Here is a 17,284-nt window from a genome sequence, read left to right as displayed (position 1 = left end):
CGGCGCCTTTGTCGACAACGAACGCCGAATCACGGCATCCGTTGTGCACCTCATGCGGTCTCGCGCATGGGTCGCGCGTTAGCGTGGGTTCATGACCCCGCTCGACGACCCCGCTCTCGTGCGCGTTCTGGCAGCCGACGGCACGCTGGCCCCCACGCCCGCCGCCGAGCGCTACCTGCCGCTCATCGACGCCCTGACCGACGCCGAACTCGAGACCTTCTACCGCGACATGGTCTCGATCCGCGCGTTCGACGTGCAGGCCACCAACCTGCAGCGCCAGGGGCAGCTCGCCCTGTGGCCGCCGTCCTTCGGGCAAGAGGCGGCGCAGGTCGGCTCCGCTCGCGCGGCCCGCGCGCAGGACCACGTCTTCCCCTCGTATCGCGAGCACGTGGTCACCCGCATCCGCGGCGTCGACCCGCTCGACATCATCCGCCTCATGCGCGGACTCACCCACGGCGGGTGGGACCCGACGGACCCCAAGAACGGCAACACGCACATCTACACGCTCGTGCTCGGTGCGCAGACGCTGCACGCCACGGGCCTGGCGATGGGCCTGGTGTTCGACGGCAAGAGCGGCAGCGGCGACCCCGAGCGCGACGAAGCCGTGATCGTCTACTACGGCGACGGCGCCTCGAGCCAGGGCGACGTTCACGAGGCGATGGTCTTCGCCGCGAGCTTCCAGACCCCCGAGGTGTTCTTCCTGCAGAACAACCAGTGGGCCATCTCGGTGCCGGTCGCGACGCAGTCGCGCTCGCCGCTGTACAAGCGCGGTGAGGGCTACGGCATCCCGAGCCTCCAGGTCGACGGAAACGACGTGCTCGCGAGCTACGCCGTGTCGAAGGTCGCCCTCGACGAGGCGCGCGCAGGCGGCGGCCCCCGCGCGATCGAGGCGATGACGTACCGCATGGGCGCGCACACGACCAGCGACGACCCCACCAAGTACCGCACCTCCGACGAAGAGAAGGCGTGGGCCGGGCGCGACCCGATCGCCCGCATGCGCGCCTACCTCGAGGGACGCGGCGCCTCGCAGCAGTTCTTCGACGACGCGGATGCCGAGGGAGCAGCCCTCGCCGACGACGTGCGCGTACGCACGAACGAGCTCGGCGGCATCCCGCGCGTGCACATGTTCGAGAGCGTCTATTCCGAAGCCCACGCGTTGATCGCCGAGGAGCAGCGCTGGCTCGACGACTACGAGAACTCGATGGAAGGGGGCGCGCAGTGACCGACAACATGCCGATCAGCCGCGCGCTGAACGCCGGACTCCGTCGCGCGCTCGAGACCGACGACCGCGTGCTGCTCATGGGTGAGGACATCGGCCCGCTCGGCGGCGTCTTCCGTGTGACCGAGGGCCTGCAGAAGGACTTCGGTCCGCGCCGGGTCATCGACTCCCCGCTCGCGGAGTCGGGGATCGTCGGCACCGCGATCGGTCTCGCGATGGGCGGCTTCACGCCCGTGCTCGAGATCCAGTTCGACGGCTTCGTCTTCCCCGCCTTCGACCAGATCACCTCGCAGCTCGCGAAGATCACGAACCGCCACGAGGGCGCGGTACGCATGCCCGTCGTCATCCGCATCCCCTACGGCGGACACATCGGCGCGGTCGAGCACCACCAGGAGAGCCCCGAGGCGTACTTCACGCACACGGCAGGGCTCCGGGTGGTCAGCCCCTCGAACGCGAATGACGCCTACTGGATGATCCAGCAGGCGATCGAATCGCCCGACCCCGTCGTCTTCCTCGAGCCGAAGGCCAAGTACTGGCAGAAGGGCGAGGTCGACCTCGAGGCCCCTGCGCTGCCGCTGCACGCGAGCCGCATCGTGCGCCGCGGCACCGACGTCACGCTCGTCGGACACGGCGCGATGGTGACGACCCTGCTGCAGGCCGCCGCTCTCGCCGAGAGCGAAGGCACGAGCTGCGAGGTCATCGACCTTCGTTCTCTCTCGCCCGTCGACTACGGCCCCCTGCTCGACTCGGTGCGCCGCACCGGCCGCATGGTCTACGCGCAGGAGGCGCCGGGCTTCACCTCCCTCGGCTCCGAGATCGCCGCGACCGTCATGGAGAAGGCCTTCTTCGCCCTCGAGGCACCCGTGCTGCGGGTGTCGGGGTTCGACGTGCCCTTCCCGCCCGCGAAGCTCGAGGGCACCTATCTGCCCGACGCCGATCGCATTCTCGAGGCCGTCGACCGGTCTCTCGCCTACTGACCCTTCCCGCTTCCCACCCGTGGACCGCGAGACTGCACCCCGCTGACGAGTCGGTGACATTCCGTCGCCGACTCGTCAGTGAGATGCTGTTTCGCGAGCAAAGGACACCATCGTGACCGAGCAGACCTTCGTTCTCCCCGACGTCGGAGAAGGCCTCACCGAGGCCGAGATCGTGCAGTGGCGCGTCGCGCCCGGTGACGCCGTCGCCGTCAACGACGTGATCGTCGAGATCGAGACGGCCAAGTCGCTCGTCGAGTTGCCGTCGCCCTACGCGGGCACGGTCGGAGAGCTGCTGGCATCCGAGGGCTCGACCGTCGAGGTCGGCGCGCCGATCATCACGATCGGATCGACGGATGCCGCCGCCCCGGCGCCCGCGGCCCCGGTCAGTGTTCCCGAGCCCAGCGACCCCGGCGGAGCGGTCCTCGTCGGGTATGGCACGGGTGGCGCGGTGTCGTCACGTCGCCGCAAGCCCGCCGAGCGCCCCGTGAAGGCCTCGGTCGGCGTGGTCGCCAAGCCCCCGATCCGCAAGCTCGCGCGCGACCTCGGCGTCGACCTCTCGGCGGTCACGCCCAGCGGCCCCGCCGGAGAGGTGACCCGCGACGACGTCGTCAAGCACGCCGAGCAGGCGAGCGTCTTCCGCAACATCGAGACGCCTGCGTGGGGCGCCGTGCGCGAGGAGACGATCCCGGTGGCTGCTCCCGCGGCGCCCGCGCCCACGGCATCCGCCCCCGCCTCCGACGCCCGCGAGGAGTCGATCCCCGTCCGCGGCGTGCGCAAGGCGACCGCCAACGCCATGACTTCGAGCGCGTATTCGGCACCGCACGTGTCGGTGTGGGTCGACGTCGACGCCTCGCGCACGATGGAGCTCGTCAAGCGCCTCAAGGCCTCGCCCGACTTCGCCGACGTGAAGATCTCGCCGCTGTTGATCATGGCGCGCGCCGTGATCTGGGCTCTGCGCCGCACGCCGATGATCAACGCCGCCTGGGTCGACAGCGAAGACGGTGCGCAGATCTCGGTGCGCCACTACGTGAACCTCGGCATCGCCGCGGCGACCCCGCGCGGCCTGCTCGTGCCGAACATCAAGGACGCGCAGTCGATGAACACGCGCGAACTGGCCAAGGCGCTCGAAACCCTCACCCTAACCGCGCGCGAGGGCAAGACGAGCCCGGCCGACCAGACCGGCGGCACGTTCACGATCACCAACATCGGTGTCTTCGGAGTGGATGCCGGGACCCCGATCATCAACCCCGGTGAGGCGGGCATCATCGCGCTCGGCGCGATCCGCCAGAAGCCGTGGGTCGTCGACGGCGAGGTGCGCCCCCGCTGGGTGACCACGGTGTCGGGCTCGTTCGATCACCGCGTGGTCGACGGCGACGGGATCTCGCGGTTCATCGCCGACGTGGCATCCGTGCTGGAGGAGCCGGCGCTGCTGCTGGACTGAGCGGCGCGCGCCACTGCCGGCGCGCAGGGGGCTCAGGGTAGCGAAGGGTGCTTTTCGACCGGCGTGGGCCGCGTGGGGATCAACAGCGCCAGCACCAGGGCGATCGCGGCCGCCCCGATGCCCATCAGGAACGACACCTGGAACGCCTGCGAGGTCGGGACGCGCGTCTCGCCCGAGCCGGTCGATAGGGTCGCGAGCACGACGCCGACGATCGCGGCGGCCGTGCTCGTCCCGAGCGAGCGCGCGAGGGCGTTCAGGCCGTTCGAGGCGCCGGTCTCGCTCGGCGGCACCGCGCGCATGATGAGCATGGGCATGGCGGCGTAGCCGAAGCCGATGCCGAAGCCGATCAGGATGTTCGCGACGACGAAGTGCCAGACCTCGGTCGAGAAGACCAGGCTGAAGCCGTACGCGAGGATCAGCGAGATCGAGCCGGCGACCAGAAGGACGCGCGGGCCGATCGTGCGCGCCAGGGTGCCCGAGATCGGCGAGAGCACCATCATCACCAGGCCCGAGGGCATGACCACGAGGCTCGCGGCCAGCAGCGACAGGCCGAGTCCGACGCCGGTCGCGACAGGAAGCTCGAGCATCTGCGGGTATGCGACGTTCGAGGTGAACAGAGCGAAGCCCATGGCGACGGATGCCAGGTTGGTGAGCAGCACGGGGCGGCGCGCGGCGACACGGAGGTCGAGCAGCGGGTTCTCGACGCGCAGCTCGTACCAGCCCCACACGAGCAGAACGAGGATGCCGCCGATGGCGAGGCCGAGCGTCAGCGGCGAGGTCCAGCCCCACGAGTTGCCACGCGAGACCGCGAGCAGCACGCCGATCAGGCCGATCGCGAGGCCGACGGCGCCGAGGTAGTCGAAGCGTCCCGCGGTGCGCAGCACGCTGACGGGGACGATCCACAGGATCAGCACGAAGACGATCGCGCCGAGGGCTCCGGCGATCCAGAACAGCCAGTGCCAGTCGGTGTTCTCGGCCACGAGGGCGCTAATCGGCAGCCCCAGGGCGCCGCCGACGCCGAGCGTCGCGCTCATGAGGGCGATCGCGCTGTCGACGCGGTTCTCGTGCAGCACGTCGCGCATGATCGAGATGCCCAGCGGCACGACGCCCACCACGGCGCCCTGCAGCGCGCGACCGATGATCATGCCGATGATCCCGGTCGACAGCGCCGCCACGACCGAGCCGAGCATCATCACGATCAGCAGCACGAGCACGATGCGGCGCTTCCCGTACATGTCGCCCAGGCGGCCCGCGATGGGGGTGATGACGGCGGCGGCGAGCAGCGTCGAGGTCACGACCCAGGCGGTGTCGTCGCGCGAGGCGTTCAGCAGTTGCGGCAACTGCGACTGGATGGGCACCACGAGGGTGAACATGAACGAAGAGCACAGGCCCGCCAGGGCCAGGATCGCAACGACCAGCCCCTGGGGGCTGTTCCGGGACAATCTCTTACGCGCGCTTTCATCCCGTGACATCGCTCTCCAGGCTACGCCTCCGCTGTGAGCCCGCGGGTCGATGAGGCGTGCGATCATCGCCGATGCCTCGGCATCCACCCAATCGATTACTCCGCGTGACAGCCCGTTACCGGTCGTAACGCCTCGAATTCCGATCCCGGATGCCACGTGCTGACGTGGTCTCATGACTACTCGCCGCACCGCACGCCTGGCCACGATCCTCAGTGCTTCCGCCGCTGCCCTGATGCTGACCCTCACCGGTTGCGCCGGGGGTGCGGCATCCGGAGACGACTCCTCGCGCATCGTCCTCGGCGCCGACGACGGCAACGAGGCGCACTGGACGGTGCTGAAGCAGAAGCTCGCCGAGGAGGGCATCGACCTCGAGGTGCGCACCATCAACGACGGCGTGCAGCTCAACCAGGGCGTGCAGGACGGCGAGCTCGACGTGAACCTCTTCCAGCACCTCATCTACCTGTCGCAGTTCAACGTCGAGAACAACGGCTCGCTCGTTCCGGTCGGTGCGACGGCGGTGTACCCGCTCGCGCTGTACTCCGAGAAGTACCAGGACGTGAAGGACCTGCCCGAGGGCGCGAAGGTCGCCATCCCCAACAATCCGACCAACCTCGCCCGCGGTCTGCTCAACCTGCAGACGGCGGGGCTGTTGACGCTCAAGGACGGCGGCACCGCCTTCTCGACGCCGGCCGACATCGTCTCGACCAAGGTCGAGCTGCTGCCCGTCGACACGAACCAGACCGTCACCGCGCTCAAGGACGGCAGCGCCCAGGCCGCGATCGTCAACAACACGCAGGCGCAGAAGGGCGGGCTCGGCGACGAGCTCATCATCTTCAAGGAAGACCTGAACAACCCGCAGCTCGCTCCGTACATCAACGCGTTCGTCACGCGCGACGACAAGAAGGACGACCCGCGCTGGGCCAAGCTCGTCGAGGCGTACCACTCGACCGAGGTCGAGGCGGCGGTCACCGAGCTGAACCAGGGCAACCTGCAATTCAAGACCGAGTGGACCGGCGCGCAGCTGCAGGACGAGCTGACGAGCCTCGAAGACGCCCTCAAGGCCCAGAAGGGATGACCGCGGTCATCGAGCTGCGGGGCGTCACGAAGAGCTTCCGCACCGATCGCCGCACCTCCACCACCGCCGTCGACGACGTGTCGCTCTCGGTCGAGGAGGGGTCGATCGTCGGGGTGATCGGATACTCCGGCGCCGGCAAGTCCACCCTCGTCCGGCTGCTCAACGGGCTCGAGCAGCCGACGTCCGGCACCGTCGAGGTGCTGGGAGTGAACGTGGGGGATGCCACGGAGGCGAAGCTCCGCGACCTGCGGCGCCGCGTGGGGATGATCTTCCAGCAGTTCAACCTCTTCACCTCGCGCACGGTGGCGGCCAACGTCGCGTACCCGCTGAAGGTGGCGGGGTGGAAGAAGGCCGACCGCGACAAGCGCGTTGCCGAGCTGCTCGACTTCGTCGGCATCGGCGATAAGGCGAAGCAGTACCCGCGGCGCCTGTCGGGCGGGCAGAAGCAGCGCGTCGGCATCGCCCGTGCGATCGCGACCGACCCGCGCATCCTGCTCGCCGACGAGGCCACCAGCGCCCTCGACCCGCAGACCACGGCCGAGGTGCTCGACCTGCTGCGAGAGATCAATCGCCGCCTGGGCATCACGATCGTCGTCATCACGCACCAGATCTCGATCGTGCACGAGCTGTGCGATCAGGTGATCGTGATGGACGGCGGACGGGTCGTGGACAGCGGGGACACGTACCGCGTGTTCGCCCACCCCCGCGCCGACCTCACGAAGCGCTTCGTGGCCGCCGTGACGCAGGGCGTGCCCTCGGGCGAGGCGCTGGCGGCGCTCGCCGCGGGCGGGGGAGAGCTCGTGAGCGTCGAGGTCAACGAGTTCTCGAGCGAGGACGTCTCGGCGGTGTTCCACCGCCACGGCGTCCGTCATTCCGTCGTCTACGGCGGGGTGACCGACGTCCTCGGCCGACAGCTCGGCACCCTGACCTACCGCGTGCACGCCGACGACCTCGATGCGGTGGTTGCGGAACTGCGCGCGCACACCGACGTCGTCCTTCCGGCGAGGGAGGTGCGCTCGTGAACAAGTGGGGCACCCTGACCCCGGTGCTGATCCAGTCGATCGGCGAGACCGTCTACATGGTGGCCGTCTCACTGCTGATCTCGGGCGTCGCGGGACTCGTCATCGGGGCGCTGCTGTACGCGACGCGCCCCGGGAATCTCTTCGCCAACCGAGCGGTCTTCGCGGTCGCGAACCTCGTGATCAACCTCATCCGGCCGATCCCGTTCATCATCTTCCTCACCGCCGTGGCCCCGGTCACGCGCGCGGTGACGGGGACGACCCTGGGAACGGATGCCGCGATCGTGCCCATCACGATCATGGCCACGGTCGTGATCGCCCGCGTCGTCGAACAGAACCTCGTGGCCGTCGATCCCGGAACCGTCGAGGCGGCCCGGGCCGTGGGCGCGCGCCGCATCGGCGTGCTCTTCGGCGTGGTCATTCCCGAGGCCCTCGCCCCGCTGATCCTCGGCTACACGTTCATGTTCATCGCGGTCGTCGACATGTCGGCGATGGCCGGGTACATCGGCGGCGGCGGACTCGGAAACTTCGCGATCATCTACGGCTATCAGCAGTTCAACCAGCAGGCGACGTGGGTGACGGTGGCGATCATCGTCGTCATCGTGCAGGCGGGCCAGCTGATCGGCAACGCGCTGGCGCACCGCATTCTGCGCCGCTGACGGGGCGGCGGGGGTGGCGCGTCCGCCCCCGCGCTCCGCGCATGCCGAACAGCCCGCCTACCCTCGGAGGATGAGCCTCCCCCGCACCCTCGCTCGCTGGCTGCTCGGTGCCGCACTCGTGTTCACCGGCACCGCGCATCTGACCTTCGCCCGCGACGCGTTCGTCGCTCAGGTGCCCGCATGGCTTCCGCTTCCGGTCGACGTGACGGTCGTGGCATCCGGGGTCGTCGAGATCGCCCTTGGACTCGCCCTCCTCGTCCTCGGCCGTTGGCGCGTTGCGGTCGGCTGGATCGTCGCGGCCTTCTTCGTCGCGATCTTCCCCGGCAACATCGAGCAGTTCGTCCGGGGCACCGACGCCTTCGGCCTCGACACCGACCTCGCCCGCGGCATCCGCCTGCTCTTCCAGCCCGTGTTGGTGATCTGGGCGCTGTGGTCGACCGGGGCGTGGAAGGCGTGGCGAACCCGAAGACGAGTTCGCTGAGCCGCATCTCGCATCCCGCGCCGCGCCGCGGCACCCCCTCTCGAGTGTCCAAAACACCCGGACGATTTTCGAATCCGTCCGGGTTTTTGGACACACAACGGAGTGAGGGCCCCGCTCCGTGGAGCGCGCGCGGTATCGATTTCGTCTCGGCATTTCCCGCCCGCGCATCTTGCATTCGTAATCCGTCCAGGTGCCTTTAGCGCGGTCGGGCGATCTGCATTCCCCTGAATAGACTCGCGAAGTCGTCCAAACGGGGGAAGGGGAATCCATGCGATTCCGGAATGCAGTGGTCCGAACGAAGGCGGCGGTGGCCGCGTGACGAATGCGACGCCGGGGTGGTACCCCGACACCGAGACTCCCGGACGCCTGCGCTGGTGGGACGGCCGCCAGTGGACGAACGACTTCACCCCGCTGCCGCCCGCGCCGACCGTGACCACCGCCCCTCCGCCGGCGGCGCCGGGCGAGGCGCGCCCCTGGTTCTCTCGCGTTCCGGTGTGGGGCCGGGTCGTGGCCGGCCTCGTCCTGCTCGTGGCGCTGTGGCTGCTCGCCCCGTTCGTCGCGATGGTCGCCCTCGTCGTGCTCGTCACCGGGATCGTCTCGCTCGCGCGCAACACCCCGACCTGGCTGCGGTTCCGCTCGCGATCGAGCGCCGCGATCTGGACGGTCGCCGCCGTCGTCGCCTTCGCGATCGCGGGAGGCATCACGGGGGCCACCTCGCCGAAGAACGCGTCTTCCGTCGCTCAGGCGGTGCCGGCGGCCACGGCTTCTCCGACGCCGTCGCCCACTCCCACGGCATCCGCCACCCCCTTCGCCGACGATCAGGCCGCGCTCGCCGCGTTCGCGGGACAGCCGGGTACCGTCGCCGACGCCTCGGCGACCACCGACAAGACAGCGCTTTCGGTGCTCGACACCCTCGCCGTGAAGGGACGCGCGCCGAAGACCGGGTACGACCGCGCCCAGTTCGGTCAGCGCTGGCTCGACGTCGACCGCAACGGATGCGACACCCGCAACGACATCCTCGGCCGCGACCTGAAGGATGCCGTGCGCTCCGGAACCTGCCGAGTGACCGGCGGCACGCTCGCCGACCCGTACACGGGGCGGAGCATCGCCTTCGTCCGCGGCCAGGGCACCTCGGAGCTCGTGCAGATCGACCACGTCGTCGCGCTGTCCGACGCGTGGCAGAAGGGCGCCCAGCAGCTCACCGCCGACCAGCGCGCGAGCTTCGCCAACGACCCCCTCAACCTGCTCGCCGTCGACGGCGCGGCCAACACGCAGAAGAGCGACGGCGATGCGGCCACCTGGCTCCCCGCGCAGAAGAGCTACCGCTGCACCTACGTCGCCGCGCAGATCGCGGTCAAGGCCACCTACGGGCTGTGGGTGACCGAGGCGGAGCGCGATGCGATGAAGCGGGTGCTCGAGGCGTGCCCCGATCAGCTCGTGCCGACCTCGGCCTTCGCCGCTCCGGCGCCGGCCCCGGTCGTGGAGCCCGAGCCGGTCGTCGCTCCGGTCGTCGCGCCCGAGCCGGCCCCGGCGCAGCCTCAGCCCGCCCCCGCCGAGCCCGCGCCGGCGCCGCCCGCAGAGGACGCGTACTACGCCAACTGCGACGCCGTTCGCGCGGCGGGCAAGGCGCCCCTGTATCGGGACCAGCCGGGTTACCGGTCGAAGCTGGACCGCGACAACGACGGCGTGGCCTGCGAGTGATGAGCGCGCCGCTCACCCGCTGAACGCCTGAGACGCGCCGCTCCCTCATCGGGGGCGGCGCGTCTCACATAGTCGGCAGAGGGCCGGATGCCCTGGCCCCGGGCCCGGGCCGGGCGAGACCGGCCATGGTCCCTTCGCTCAGGCGGAGGCGGCCCCGCGCGTCAGCCCGAGGATGCAGCCCTCGACCGCGGCGACCCGCACCCGCTGGGTGTCGGCGTGCAACACGCTCTGGCTCACCGCCCCGACGTGAGCGGCGACGACCGCGCGCGTGAAGAGGGCGGGGTCGATCACCGGATGCAGGCCGATGCGCGAGAGGCACTCGACGAGCAGCGGCTGCAGCGTGTCGTGGAAGTGATCGGTGTGCGCGGTGAGCAGCATCCGGACCTCCTCGTCGTGACGCGCCCGCGTGATGAGCACCGAGCGGATCGCGTACCACTTCTCCTCGGGAGGGAGCCCCTCGACGACGCCGCGCACGATGTCGTCGAGGGTCGGCTGCTCGCTGCTGCGGGCGTCGCCGAGCATGTCGCTCAGCAGCTCGAACACCAGCTCCGCCTGCTGCTCGTAGACCGCGAAGAACACCTCGTCGACCGAGCGGAAGTTCGAGTAGAACGCCCCGCGCGTGTACCCCGCGCGACGCGTGATGGCCTCGACGCTCACCGAGGTGCTGCCGGTCTCGTCGAAGATCGCCTCGGCGGCCGCGATCAGTGCGGTGCGGGTGCTGCTGCGGCGTCGCACGGGCTTCGGCGCCTCTGCGGGGGTGGTCGTCACGGGCTCCACGTTACGCAGCGGCGGCGCGGTTCACCCCGTCGAGGTAATCGACGACCGGGCGGACGGGGGCGAGGGTCAGGTCGGTGACGATGTGCGAGGCGCTGACGATCTCGCGCACGGGGAGGTCGGCCATCGGGGCGAGCGCGTGCTCGAAGAGTTGCAGGCGGGCGGGTCCGGTCCACGCCTCCTTCACCACGATGTCGGTGATCTCGGTGCGCACGAGGTGCGCCGCGCGCACGCCCTGCGTGAAGACGTCGGGCACGAGCTTGACCATGAAGGTCGGCACCGTGATCTGCGCCTTCGCCTCGTCGAGGTCGAGCGGCTCCCACTTGTAGCCCATGGTGGCCGTGGCCACGCGCTCGCCGCCGCGATCGAGGGTGCCGACGAGGGCACCCTGGTCGACGCGCAGGTCGGGGGTTCCGGTCACCTTCGGGTAGGCGCTGAGCTCTCGCCCCGACACGGTGGCGGCGAAGTTGTCGAGGTACATCGCGTGCAGGTACTCGCCGCGCTCGCCGTCGAGGGTGACGGGGATCGCCTGTCCCGACTCGACGTAGGGGCCGTAGCCGTCGACCTCGCCCATCTTCATGACCTCGAAGCGCACGAGCGGCTCGTCGATCTCGAGCGGCTCCGGAACCACGGCGCGCAACGCCTCGGCATCCGTTCGATAGACGACGTTGAAGTACTCGCGGTTCAGGAAGCGCGTGGCCCGCAGCGGGTAGACGGGGGCGGTCAGCGGCGTGGTGCCGCGGCGGAGGATCTCGAGGGGGTTCATCGGTCATCACCTGTTCAGTACGAAGTGTATTGAGTACAGTGTGTATCGAGAGATTCGCATCCGCAAGGCGACCCTCTGCTCCACGAGAGGAAACGACATGAGCGTCCAGCTGCCCCAGAACATCGCCACCCGACCCGTCACCGTGATCGGGGGTGGCACGCTCGGTCGTCGCATCGCGCTGATGTTCGCCAGCGGAGGGGCCGACGTGCGCATCTTCGATCTCGCGGATGCCGTGCGCTCCGCCGCCGTCGCCTACGTCGAACAGACGCTGCCCTCGGTGGTGGCAGCCCGTGAGGGGGCCGTCGCCGGAACCGTGCAGGGCGCCGACGAGTTGGCATCCGCCGTCTCGAACGCCTGGCTCGTCGTCGAGGCCGTGCCGGAGCGCATCGAGCTGAAGACGTCGGTGTTCGGCGACCTCGACCGCCTCGCGCCGGCGGACGCCATCCTCGCGAGCAACTCGTCGTCGTTCGCGTCGCGCCTGATGATCGACGAGGTCGCGACGCCCGAGCGCGTGCTCAACATGCACTTCTACATGCCGCCGCAGCAGAATGCGGTCGACCTCATGAGCGACGGAAAGACCGCGTCGGAGGTCATCGCCTTCCTGCAGGAGCAGCTCCCGAACTTCGGGGTCTTCCCGTTCGTCGCCCGCCAGGAGTCGACCGGCTTCATCTTCAACCGCATCTGGGCCGCCATCAAGCGCGAGGCCCTCGCGGTCGTCGCCGACGGCGTCTCGACCCCCGAAGACGTCGACGCGATGTGGCGGGTCAACTCCGGCGCCCCGGCGGGCCCGTTCCAGATGATGGACCAGGTCGGCCTCGACGTCGTGCTCGACATCGAGCAGCACTACGCCGACGAGAACCCGCACCTGCCCGAGGGTCCGCGCGAGCTGTTGAAGAGCTACGTGGATGCCGGCAACCTGGGCGTGAAGTCGGGCCGCGGCTTCTACGACTACAGCGAGAAGGCCGCCGCCGCCTGACCCGCGGGGCGTCAGGCGCGCGCGGCCTCGGCCTGCAGCACCTCGACCAGCACGTCGAGGCCGCGGTGGGCGTCGGCATCGCCGATCACGGCGGGCGGCACCACGTGCACGCGGTTGTCGGCGGTGAAGCCGAGCACGCCTTTCTCGAGCATCGCGGCCTTGATCGCGCCGATGCGTGCGGCGGCCAGAGGCTCGCGCGTGGCCTGGTCGGCGACGAGCTCGACGGCCCAGAACACGCCGCGACCGCGCACCTCGCCGACGAGCGGCGAGTCCTCGGCCAGCTGGCGCAGACGCGGGCCGATGACCTCCTCGCCGATGCGGCGAGCGTTCTCGATCACGCCCTCGTCGGCCATCGCCTGCTGAGCGGCGACGGTGGATGCCGCAGCGAGCGGATGACCCGAGTACGTCAAGCCACCGGGGAAGACGCGTTCGTCGAATACTGAGGCCACGGCATCCGAGATCGCCACGCCACCCACGGGGACGTATCCCGAGTTCACGCCCTTCGCGAAAGTGATGAGGTCGGGCCGCACGTCGAACGCATCGAACGCGAACCACTCACCCGTGCGGGCGAAGCCGGCCATGACCTCGTCGAGGATCAGCAGGATGCCGTAGCGGTCGGCGATCGCGCGGACGCCCTCGAGGTATCGGGGCGGGGGTACGAGCACGCCCGCGGTGCCGGGGATCGTCTCGAACAGGAACGCCGCGATCGTGTCGGGGCCCTCGGCCTGCACGGTGCGCTCGAGGTGGCGGAGGGCGCGCTCGCACTCCTGTTCGGGGGTCTCGGCCCAGAACTCCGACCGGTAGAGGTAGGGGCCGAACACGTGCACGTGTCCGCGCGAGTACTCGTTCGGCATGCGGCGCCAATCGCCGGTCGCCACGATCGCCGACCCGGTGTTGCCGTGGTACGAGCGGTAGTGCGACACGATCTTGTCGCGACCCGTGGTCAGGCGGGCCATGCGGATGGCGTTCTCGTTGGCATCCGCCCCGCCATTGGTGAAGAAGACCTTCGAGAACCCCTCGGGGGTCCGCTCGAGGATGAGCTCGGCCGCGTGCGCGCGCGTCTCGTTCGCGTGCGCGGGAGCGACCGTGGTCAGCTGCGCCGCCTGCTCCTGGATCGCGGCGACGACCCGCGGATGCTGGTGCCCGATGTTGACGTTGACGAGCATGCTCGAGAAGTCGAGGTAGCGTCGGCCGTCGGCATCCCAGACCTCCACTCCCGAGCCCCCGGCGAGGGGGAGCGGTGCGAGCGAGCCCTGCGCCGACCACGAGTGGAAGACGCTCGTGCGGTCGCGGTCGCTGATCTCGGCGTTGCGGGGAGTCGAGAGGGGTGTCGGCATGCCTCCAGTGTGAAAGCGTCGCGCCGTGCCGGGGAGCGCCGATCTGTCGGTAATCTCTACGGACGATCGACAGTTTGGCCCGCCATGCCCGCGACGCTCCGCACCCTCCTCGACGACCCGTCGTTCCCCCTGCGCGTGCTGACCCGACTCGACGACGACGCGCTCGATCGGCCCCTGTCGTGGGTGCACAGCTCCGACCTGGTCGATCCGACCCCGTACCTGGAGGGCGGCAACCTGCTTCTGACCAACGGGGCGCAGTTCTCTCCGGATCCGGATGCCGATGAGGCGCTGGCCTATTGCCGACGCCTCCGTGAGCTCGGGGTGGCGGGCCTCGGCTTCGCGACCGACATCATCCACGACCGCGTGCCCGAGACCGTGGTGCGCGCGGGCGAGGCGGCCGACCTGCCGATCGTCGAGATCGCCGATCGCGCGCCGTTCATCCGCATCATCCGCTTCGTCGCCGACATCATCGCCGCCGAAGGAGCCGCGCGCCTGTCGTGGCTGCTCGATGCCCAGCGCGCGGTGGCCCGTGCCGCGGTGCGCGAGGACGGCCTGCGTGAGATCCTCGCCACTCTGTCGCGCCTGCTCGACGCCTGGGTCGAGCTGTACGACGCGGTCGGCGGTCGCCTGTCGTCTCCGGGCCTGCGCGGGGCGCCGGCCGAGGTCGAGGCCGAGGTCGGCCGCGACGTGCGGCGCCTGCTCGAACGGCGGACCGCTGCGAGCCTCGTCGTGCCCTCGGCCGGCCACGCGCTGGTCCAGACGATCGGGCAGAGCGGGCGACTGCGCGGCGTGCTCGCGGTAGGCGGACCCGAGCCGCTCGACCCCGCGGGCCGGGATCTCGTGGCCTCGGTCGTGGCGCTGGCGAGCATCGCGCTCGAGCAGCAGCGCGGACTGCAGTCGGCCCTGCGCGGCGTGCGTGCGGGCGTCGTCGACCTGCTCGTCGACGGACACGGCGACACGGCGCGGCGCGTGGCCGCGTCGGCGCTCGGGGGTCTTCCCGCGGCGCCGTACCTCGTCGGGGTCGTGCGCGGGGCGGCAGCGCTTGCGGGACTGCACGACGAGCTCGACCTCGTCTCGAGCGACCCCGCCCGCATGTTCTCTGCCGAGCGCGACGACGACATCATCGTGCTCGTGGCGGACGACGCGGCCCCCGCGCTCGCGGCGCTCGCCGCGCGACGGGGTCTTCACGTCGGAACAGCGCGCCACGAGGCGGGTGACGATCTCGCCGAGAACCTGCGCCGTGCCGTGCACGCGGCTCGCGACGCCGAGGCGGGCACCCTCCGCGCCTACGACGACCTGGCCGGCCGCGGCCTGATGGGTGCGCTGCGCGAACGCGGCGGCGAGGTGCTCGCGCGCTCCCTTCTGCAGCCCCTCGAGGCACTGCCGGCCGCCGAGCAAGAACGCATGCGTGAGTCGGCGCGGGTCTGGCTCGACGCCAACGGCGCCTGGGATCCCGCGGCGCGGAGCCTCGGCATCCATCGCCACACCCTGAGGGCGCGCATGGCGCAGCTCGAGCAGGTGCTCGAGCTCGACCTGTCGAGCTTCGCCGCGCGCGCCGAGCTGTGGGCCGCACTGGAGCTGGCGGGTCCTCCCGCCCGCGCGTGAGGGGTCACCTTCTGTCGCTTCGGCGCGCGCCAGGCGACGCTTCTCGACCCCTCACGCGAAGCGCGGGACGGAACGACGGATGCCGCGACCCGAGGCTCGTGGGAGCCCGGGGGCACGGCATCCGGTGCCGACGACTCAGCTGTTCTGGGGGAAGCCGAGGTTGATGCCGCCGTGGGTGGCGGGGTCGAGCCAGCGGCTGGTGACGGCCTTCTCGCGGGTGAAGAAGTCGAAGCCGTGCACGCCGTAAGCCTTCGCGTCGCCAAACAGGCTCTTCTTCCACCCGCCGAACGAGTGGTAAGCCACCGGCACGGGGATCGGCACGTTGATGCCGATCATGCCGACCTGCACCTCGTGCTGGAAGCGGCGGGCGGCTCCGCCGTCGTTGGTGAAGATCGCCGTGCCGTTGCCGAACTCGCCGCCGTTGATGAGGGCGAGGCCCTCTTCGTACGTCTTCACGCGCACGACCGAGAGCACGGGGCCGAAGATCTCCTCGGTGTAGGCGCGCGAGGTGGTCGGCACCTCGTCGAGCAGGGTGGGGCCGAAGAAGAAGCCCTCCTCGTGCCCGTCGACCGAGAATCCGCGGCCGTCGACGACGATGGTCGCGCCGTCGGCTTCAGCGATGTCGACGTACGAGGCCACCTTCTCGCGGTGCGCGCCCGAGATGAGGGGGCCCATGTCGGGCTCGTCGGCATCCGCTCCGTTTCCGATGCGGAGCTTCGTGATCCGCTCGGTGACCTTGGCGATCAGCTCGTCGGCGACCGGCTCGACGGCCAGCACGACCGAGACGGCCATGCACCGCTCGCCCGCGGCGCCGAAGCCGGCGTTGATGGCGGAGTCAGCCACGAGGTCGAGGTCGGCGTCGGGCAGCACCAACATGTGGTTCTTCGCGCCGCCCAGGGCCTGCACGCGCTTGCCGTTCTTCGACGCGGTCTCGTAGATGTACTGCGCGATGGGGGTGGAGCCGACGAACGAGATCGACTGCACCTCGGGGGCCTCGAGCAGTCCGTCGACGGCGACCTTGTCGCCCTGCAGCACGGTGAAGGCGCCGGCGGGAAGGCCCGCCTCCTTCCACAGGCGCGCGAGCCAGAGCGAGGCGGAGGGATCCTTCTCGCTCGGCTTCAGCACGACGGCGTTGCCGGCGGCGAGGGCGATGGGGAAGAACCACATCGGCACCATGGCGGGGAAGTTGAAGGGGCTGATGATGCCGACGACGCCGAGCGGCTGCTTGAGCGAGTACACGTCGACGCCGCTGGAGGCGTTCTCGCTGTAGGCGCCCTTGATGAGGTGCGGGAAGCCGGTCGCGAGCTCAACGACCTCCTGGCCGCGGGCGATCTCGCCCATCGCGTCGGAGAGCACCTTGCCGTGCTCGGCGGTGAGGATCTCGGCCAGCTCGCCCTTGCGCGCGTTCAACAGCTCGCGGAACGCGAACAGCACGCTCTGGCGCTTCGCGATGGAGGAGCCGCTCCACTCGGCGAAGCCGCGACTGGCCGAGGCGATGGCGGCCTGGATGTCGGCCTCGCCGGCCAGGGCGACGTGCGCCTGCACCGCGCCGGTGGCGGGGTTGTAGACGGGGGCGGTGCGTCTGCCCGTCGGGGCGCTCTCGGCGCCGTCGATCCAGTGCGCGATGACGGGGAGGTCGTGGTCGGTCATGGATCCCAGTAAAGAGATCCCGACCCGGGTCCGCCGTCGACAATCGGGCGACCGCACCCGTGAGGGGAGGACAGATCGGCAGGATGCCGGATCCTGAGAACCTCGTATGCGGTACACCCTGAGTTTGAGAACGATTATCAA

General features: G+C 70.2%; 15 protein-coding genes. 10 read left to right on the top strand and 5 right to left on the bottom strand.

Annotated features, from left to right (window positions below; translation table 11 throughout):
- The first annotated feature begins 91 nt into the window (after window positions 1-91).
- The 3 genes from ASE56_RS03110 (at window position 92) to ASE56_RS03100 (ending at window position 3,637) form a co-directional block, all read left to right on the top strand.
- Window positions 92-1,222, top strand: a complete 1,131-nt coding sequence (locus tag ASE56_RS03110; RefSeq protein ID WP_056224824.1) for a thiamine pyrophosphate-dependent enzyme — start codon at window positions 92-94, stop codon at window positions 1,220-1,222.
- Between the two features lie 8 nt (window positions 1,223-1,230).
- Window positions 1,231-2,196 carry an alpha-ketoacid dehydrogenase subunit beta gene (locus ASE56_RS03105; RefSeq protein WP_081349711.1) on the top strand — a complete coding sequence of 322 codons (966 nt, stop codon included), beginning with the start codon at window positions 1,231-1,233 and terminating at the stop codon, window positions 2,194-2,196.
- 112 nt (window positions 2,197-2,308) lie between these two features.
- Window positions 2,309-3,637 (top strand): dihydrolipoamide acetyltransferase family protein, encoded by a 1,329-nt coding sequence (locus ASE56_RS03100; protein WP_056224819.1) that lies wholly within the window; start codon window positions 2,309-2,311, stop codon window positions 3,635-3,637.
- A gap of 32 nt (window positions 3,638-3,669) precedes the next feature.
- On the opposite strand, the gene ASE56_RS03095 is transcribed toward ASE56_RS03100, so the two are convergent.
- Window positions 3,670-5,109 carry an MFS transporter gene (locus ASE56_RS03095; RefSeq protein WP_056224817.1) on the bottom strand — a complete coding sequence of 480 codons (1,440 nt, stop codon included), beginning with the start codon at window positions 5,107-5,109 and terminating at the stop codon, window positions 3,670-3,672.
- A 163-nt stretch (window positions 5,110-5,272) separates the two neighbouring features.
- On the opposite strand from ASE56_RS03095, the gene ASE56_RS03090 reads away from it, so the two are divergent.
- From ASE56_RS03090 to ASE56_RS03070, 5 genes are all read left to right on the top strand, one after another.
- A complete protein-coding gene (locus ASE56_RS03090; RefSeq protein WP_056224816.1) occupies window positions 5,273-6,175 on the top strand; it encodes a MetQ/NlpA family ABC transporter substrate-binding protein in 903 nt (300 codons plus the stop codon).
- Window positions 6,172-7,197 carry a methionine ABC transporter ATP-binding protein gene (locus tag ASE56_RS03085; RefSeq protein ID WP_056224814.1) on the top strand — a complete coding sequence of 342 codons (1,026 nt, stop codon included), beginning with the start codon at window positions 6,172-6,174 and terminating at the stop codon, window positions 7,195-7,197. The genes ASE56_RS03090 and ASE56_RS03085 overlap by 4 nt, the downstream gene beginning before the upstream one ends.
- The gene (locus tag ASE56_RS03080) at window positions 7,194-7,853 is read left to right on the top strand and encodes a methionine ABC transporter permease (protein ID WP_156371587.1); all 660 of its coding nucleotides are present in this window, start codon (window positions 7,194-7,196) and stop codon (window positions 7,851-7,853) included. The genes ASE56_RS03085 and ASE56_RS03080 overlap by 4 nt, the downstream gene beginning before the upstream one ends.
- Window positions 7,854-7,923: 70 nt before the next feature.
- Window positions 7,924-8,334 carry a hypothetical protein gene (locus tag ASE56_RS03075; RefSeq protein ID WP_056224811.1) on the top strand — a complete coding sequence of 137 codons (411 nt, stop codon included), beginning with the start codon at window positions 7,924-7,926 and terminating at the stop codon, window positions 8,332-8,334.
- Window positions 8,335-8,649: 315 nt separating this feature from the next.
- Entirely contained in the window at window positions 8,650-10,035 is a 1,386-nt protein-coding gene (locus ASE56_RS03070; RefSeq protein ID WP_082450294.1) for a DUF1524 domain-containing protein, read from the top strand.
- Window positions 10,036-10,173: 138 nt separating this feature from the next.
- Here ASE56_RS03070 and ASE56_RS17470 read toward each other — a convergent pair whose 3' ends face one another.
- Together ASE56_RS17470 and ASE56_RS03060 are read right to left on the bottom strand one after the other, a co-directional pair.
- Window positions 10,174-10,803 carry a TetR/AcrR family transcriptional regulator gene (locus ASE56_RS17470; RefSeq protein WP_200914111.1) on the bottom strand — a complete coding sequence of 210 codons (630 nt, stop codon included), beginning with the start codon at window positions 10,801-10,803 and terminating at the stop codon, window positions 10,174-10,176.
- A gap of 10 nt (window positions 10,804-10,813) precedes the next feature.
- A complete protein-coding gene (locus ASE56_RS03060; protein ID WP_056224808.1) occupies window positions 10,814-11,575 on the bottom strand; it encodes an acetoacetate decarboxylase in 762 nt (253 codons plus the stop codon).
- Between the two features lie 97 nt (window positions 11,576-11,672).
- On the opposite strand from ASE56_RS03060, the gene ASE56_RS03055 reads away from it, so the two are divergent.
- Window positions 11,673-12,551 (top strand): 3-hydroxyacyl-CoA dehydrogenase family protein, encoded by an 879-nt coding sequence (locus tag ASE56_RS03055; RefSeq protein ID WP_056224806.1) that lies wholly within the window; start codon window positions 11,673-11,675, stop codon window positions 12,549-12,551.
- 11 nt (window positions 12,552-12,562) lie between these two features.
- On the opposite strand, the gene ASE56_RS03050 is transcribed toward ASE56_RS03055, so the two are convergent.
- On the bottom strand, window positions 12,563-13,888 hold the full coding sequence (locus tag ASE56_RS03050; RefSeq protein WP_056224804.1) for an aspartate aminotransferase family protein: 1,326 nt from the start codon (window positions 13,886-13,888) through the stop codon (window positions 12,563-12,565).
- Window positions 13,889-13,972: 84 nt separating this feature from the next.
- Here ASE56_RS03050 and ASE56_RS03045 point away from each other — a divergent pair, with 84 nt between their 5' ends.
- Window positions 13,973-15,493, top strand: a complete 1,521-nt coding sequence (locus tag ASE56_RS03045; RefSeq protein ID WP_056224802.1) for a PucR family transcriptional regulator — start codon at window positions 13,973-13,975, stop codon at window positions 15,491-15,493.
- 135 nt (window positions 15,494-15,628) lie between these two features.
- Here ASE56_RS03045 and ASE56_RS03040 read toward each other — a convergent pair whose 3' ends face one another.
- Window positions 15,629-17,143 carry a CoA-acylating methylmalonate-semialdehyde dehydrogenase gene (locus ASE56_RS03040; protein WP_056224799.1) on the bottom strand — a complete coding sequence of 505 codons (1,515 nt, stop codon included), beginning with the start codon at window positions 17,141-17,143 and terminating at the stop codon, window positions 15,629-15,631.
- Between the last annotated feature and the right edge of the window lie 141 nt (window positions 17,144-17,284).

It is taken from the genome of Microbacterium sp. Leaf203, assembly GCF_001421275.1.
GTDB lineage: Bacteria > Actinomycetota > Actinomycetes > Actinomycetales > Microbacteriaceae > Microbacterium > Microbacterium testaceum_A.
The sequence above is the reverse complement of the archived record's forward strand: the minus strand, read 5'-3'. Positions and strand labels throughout refer to the sequence as shown.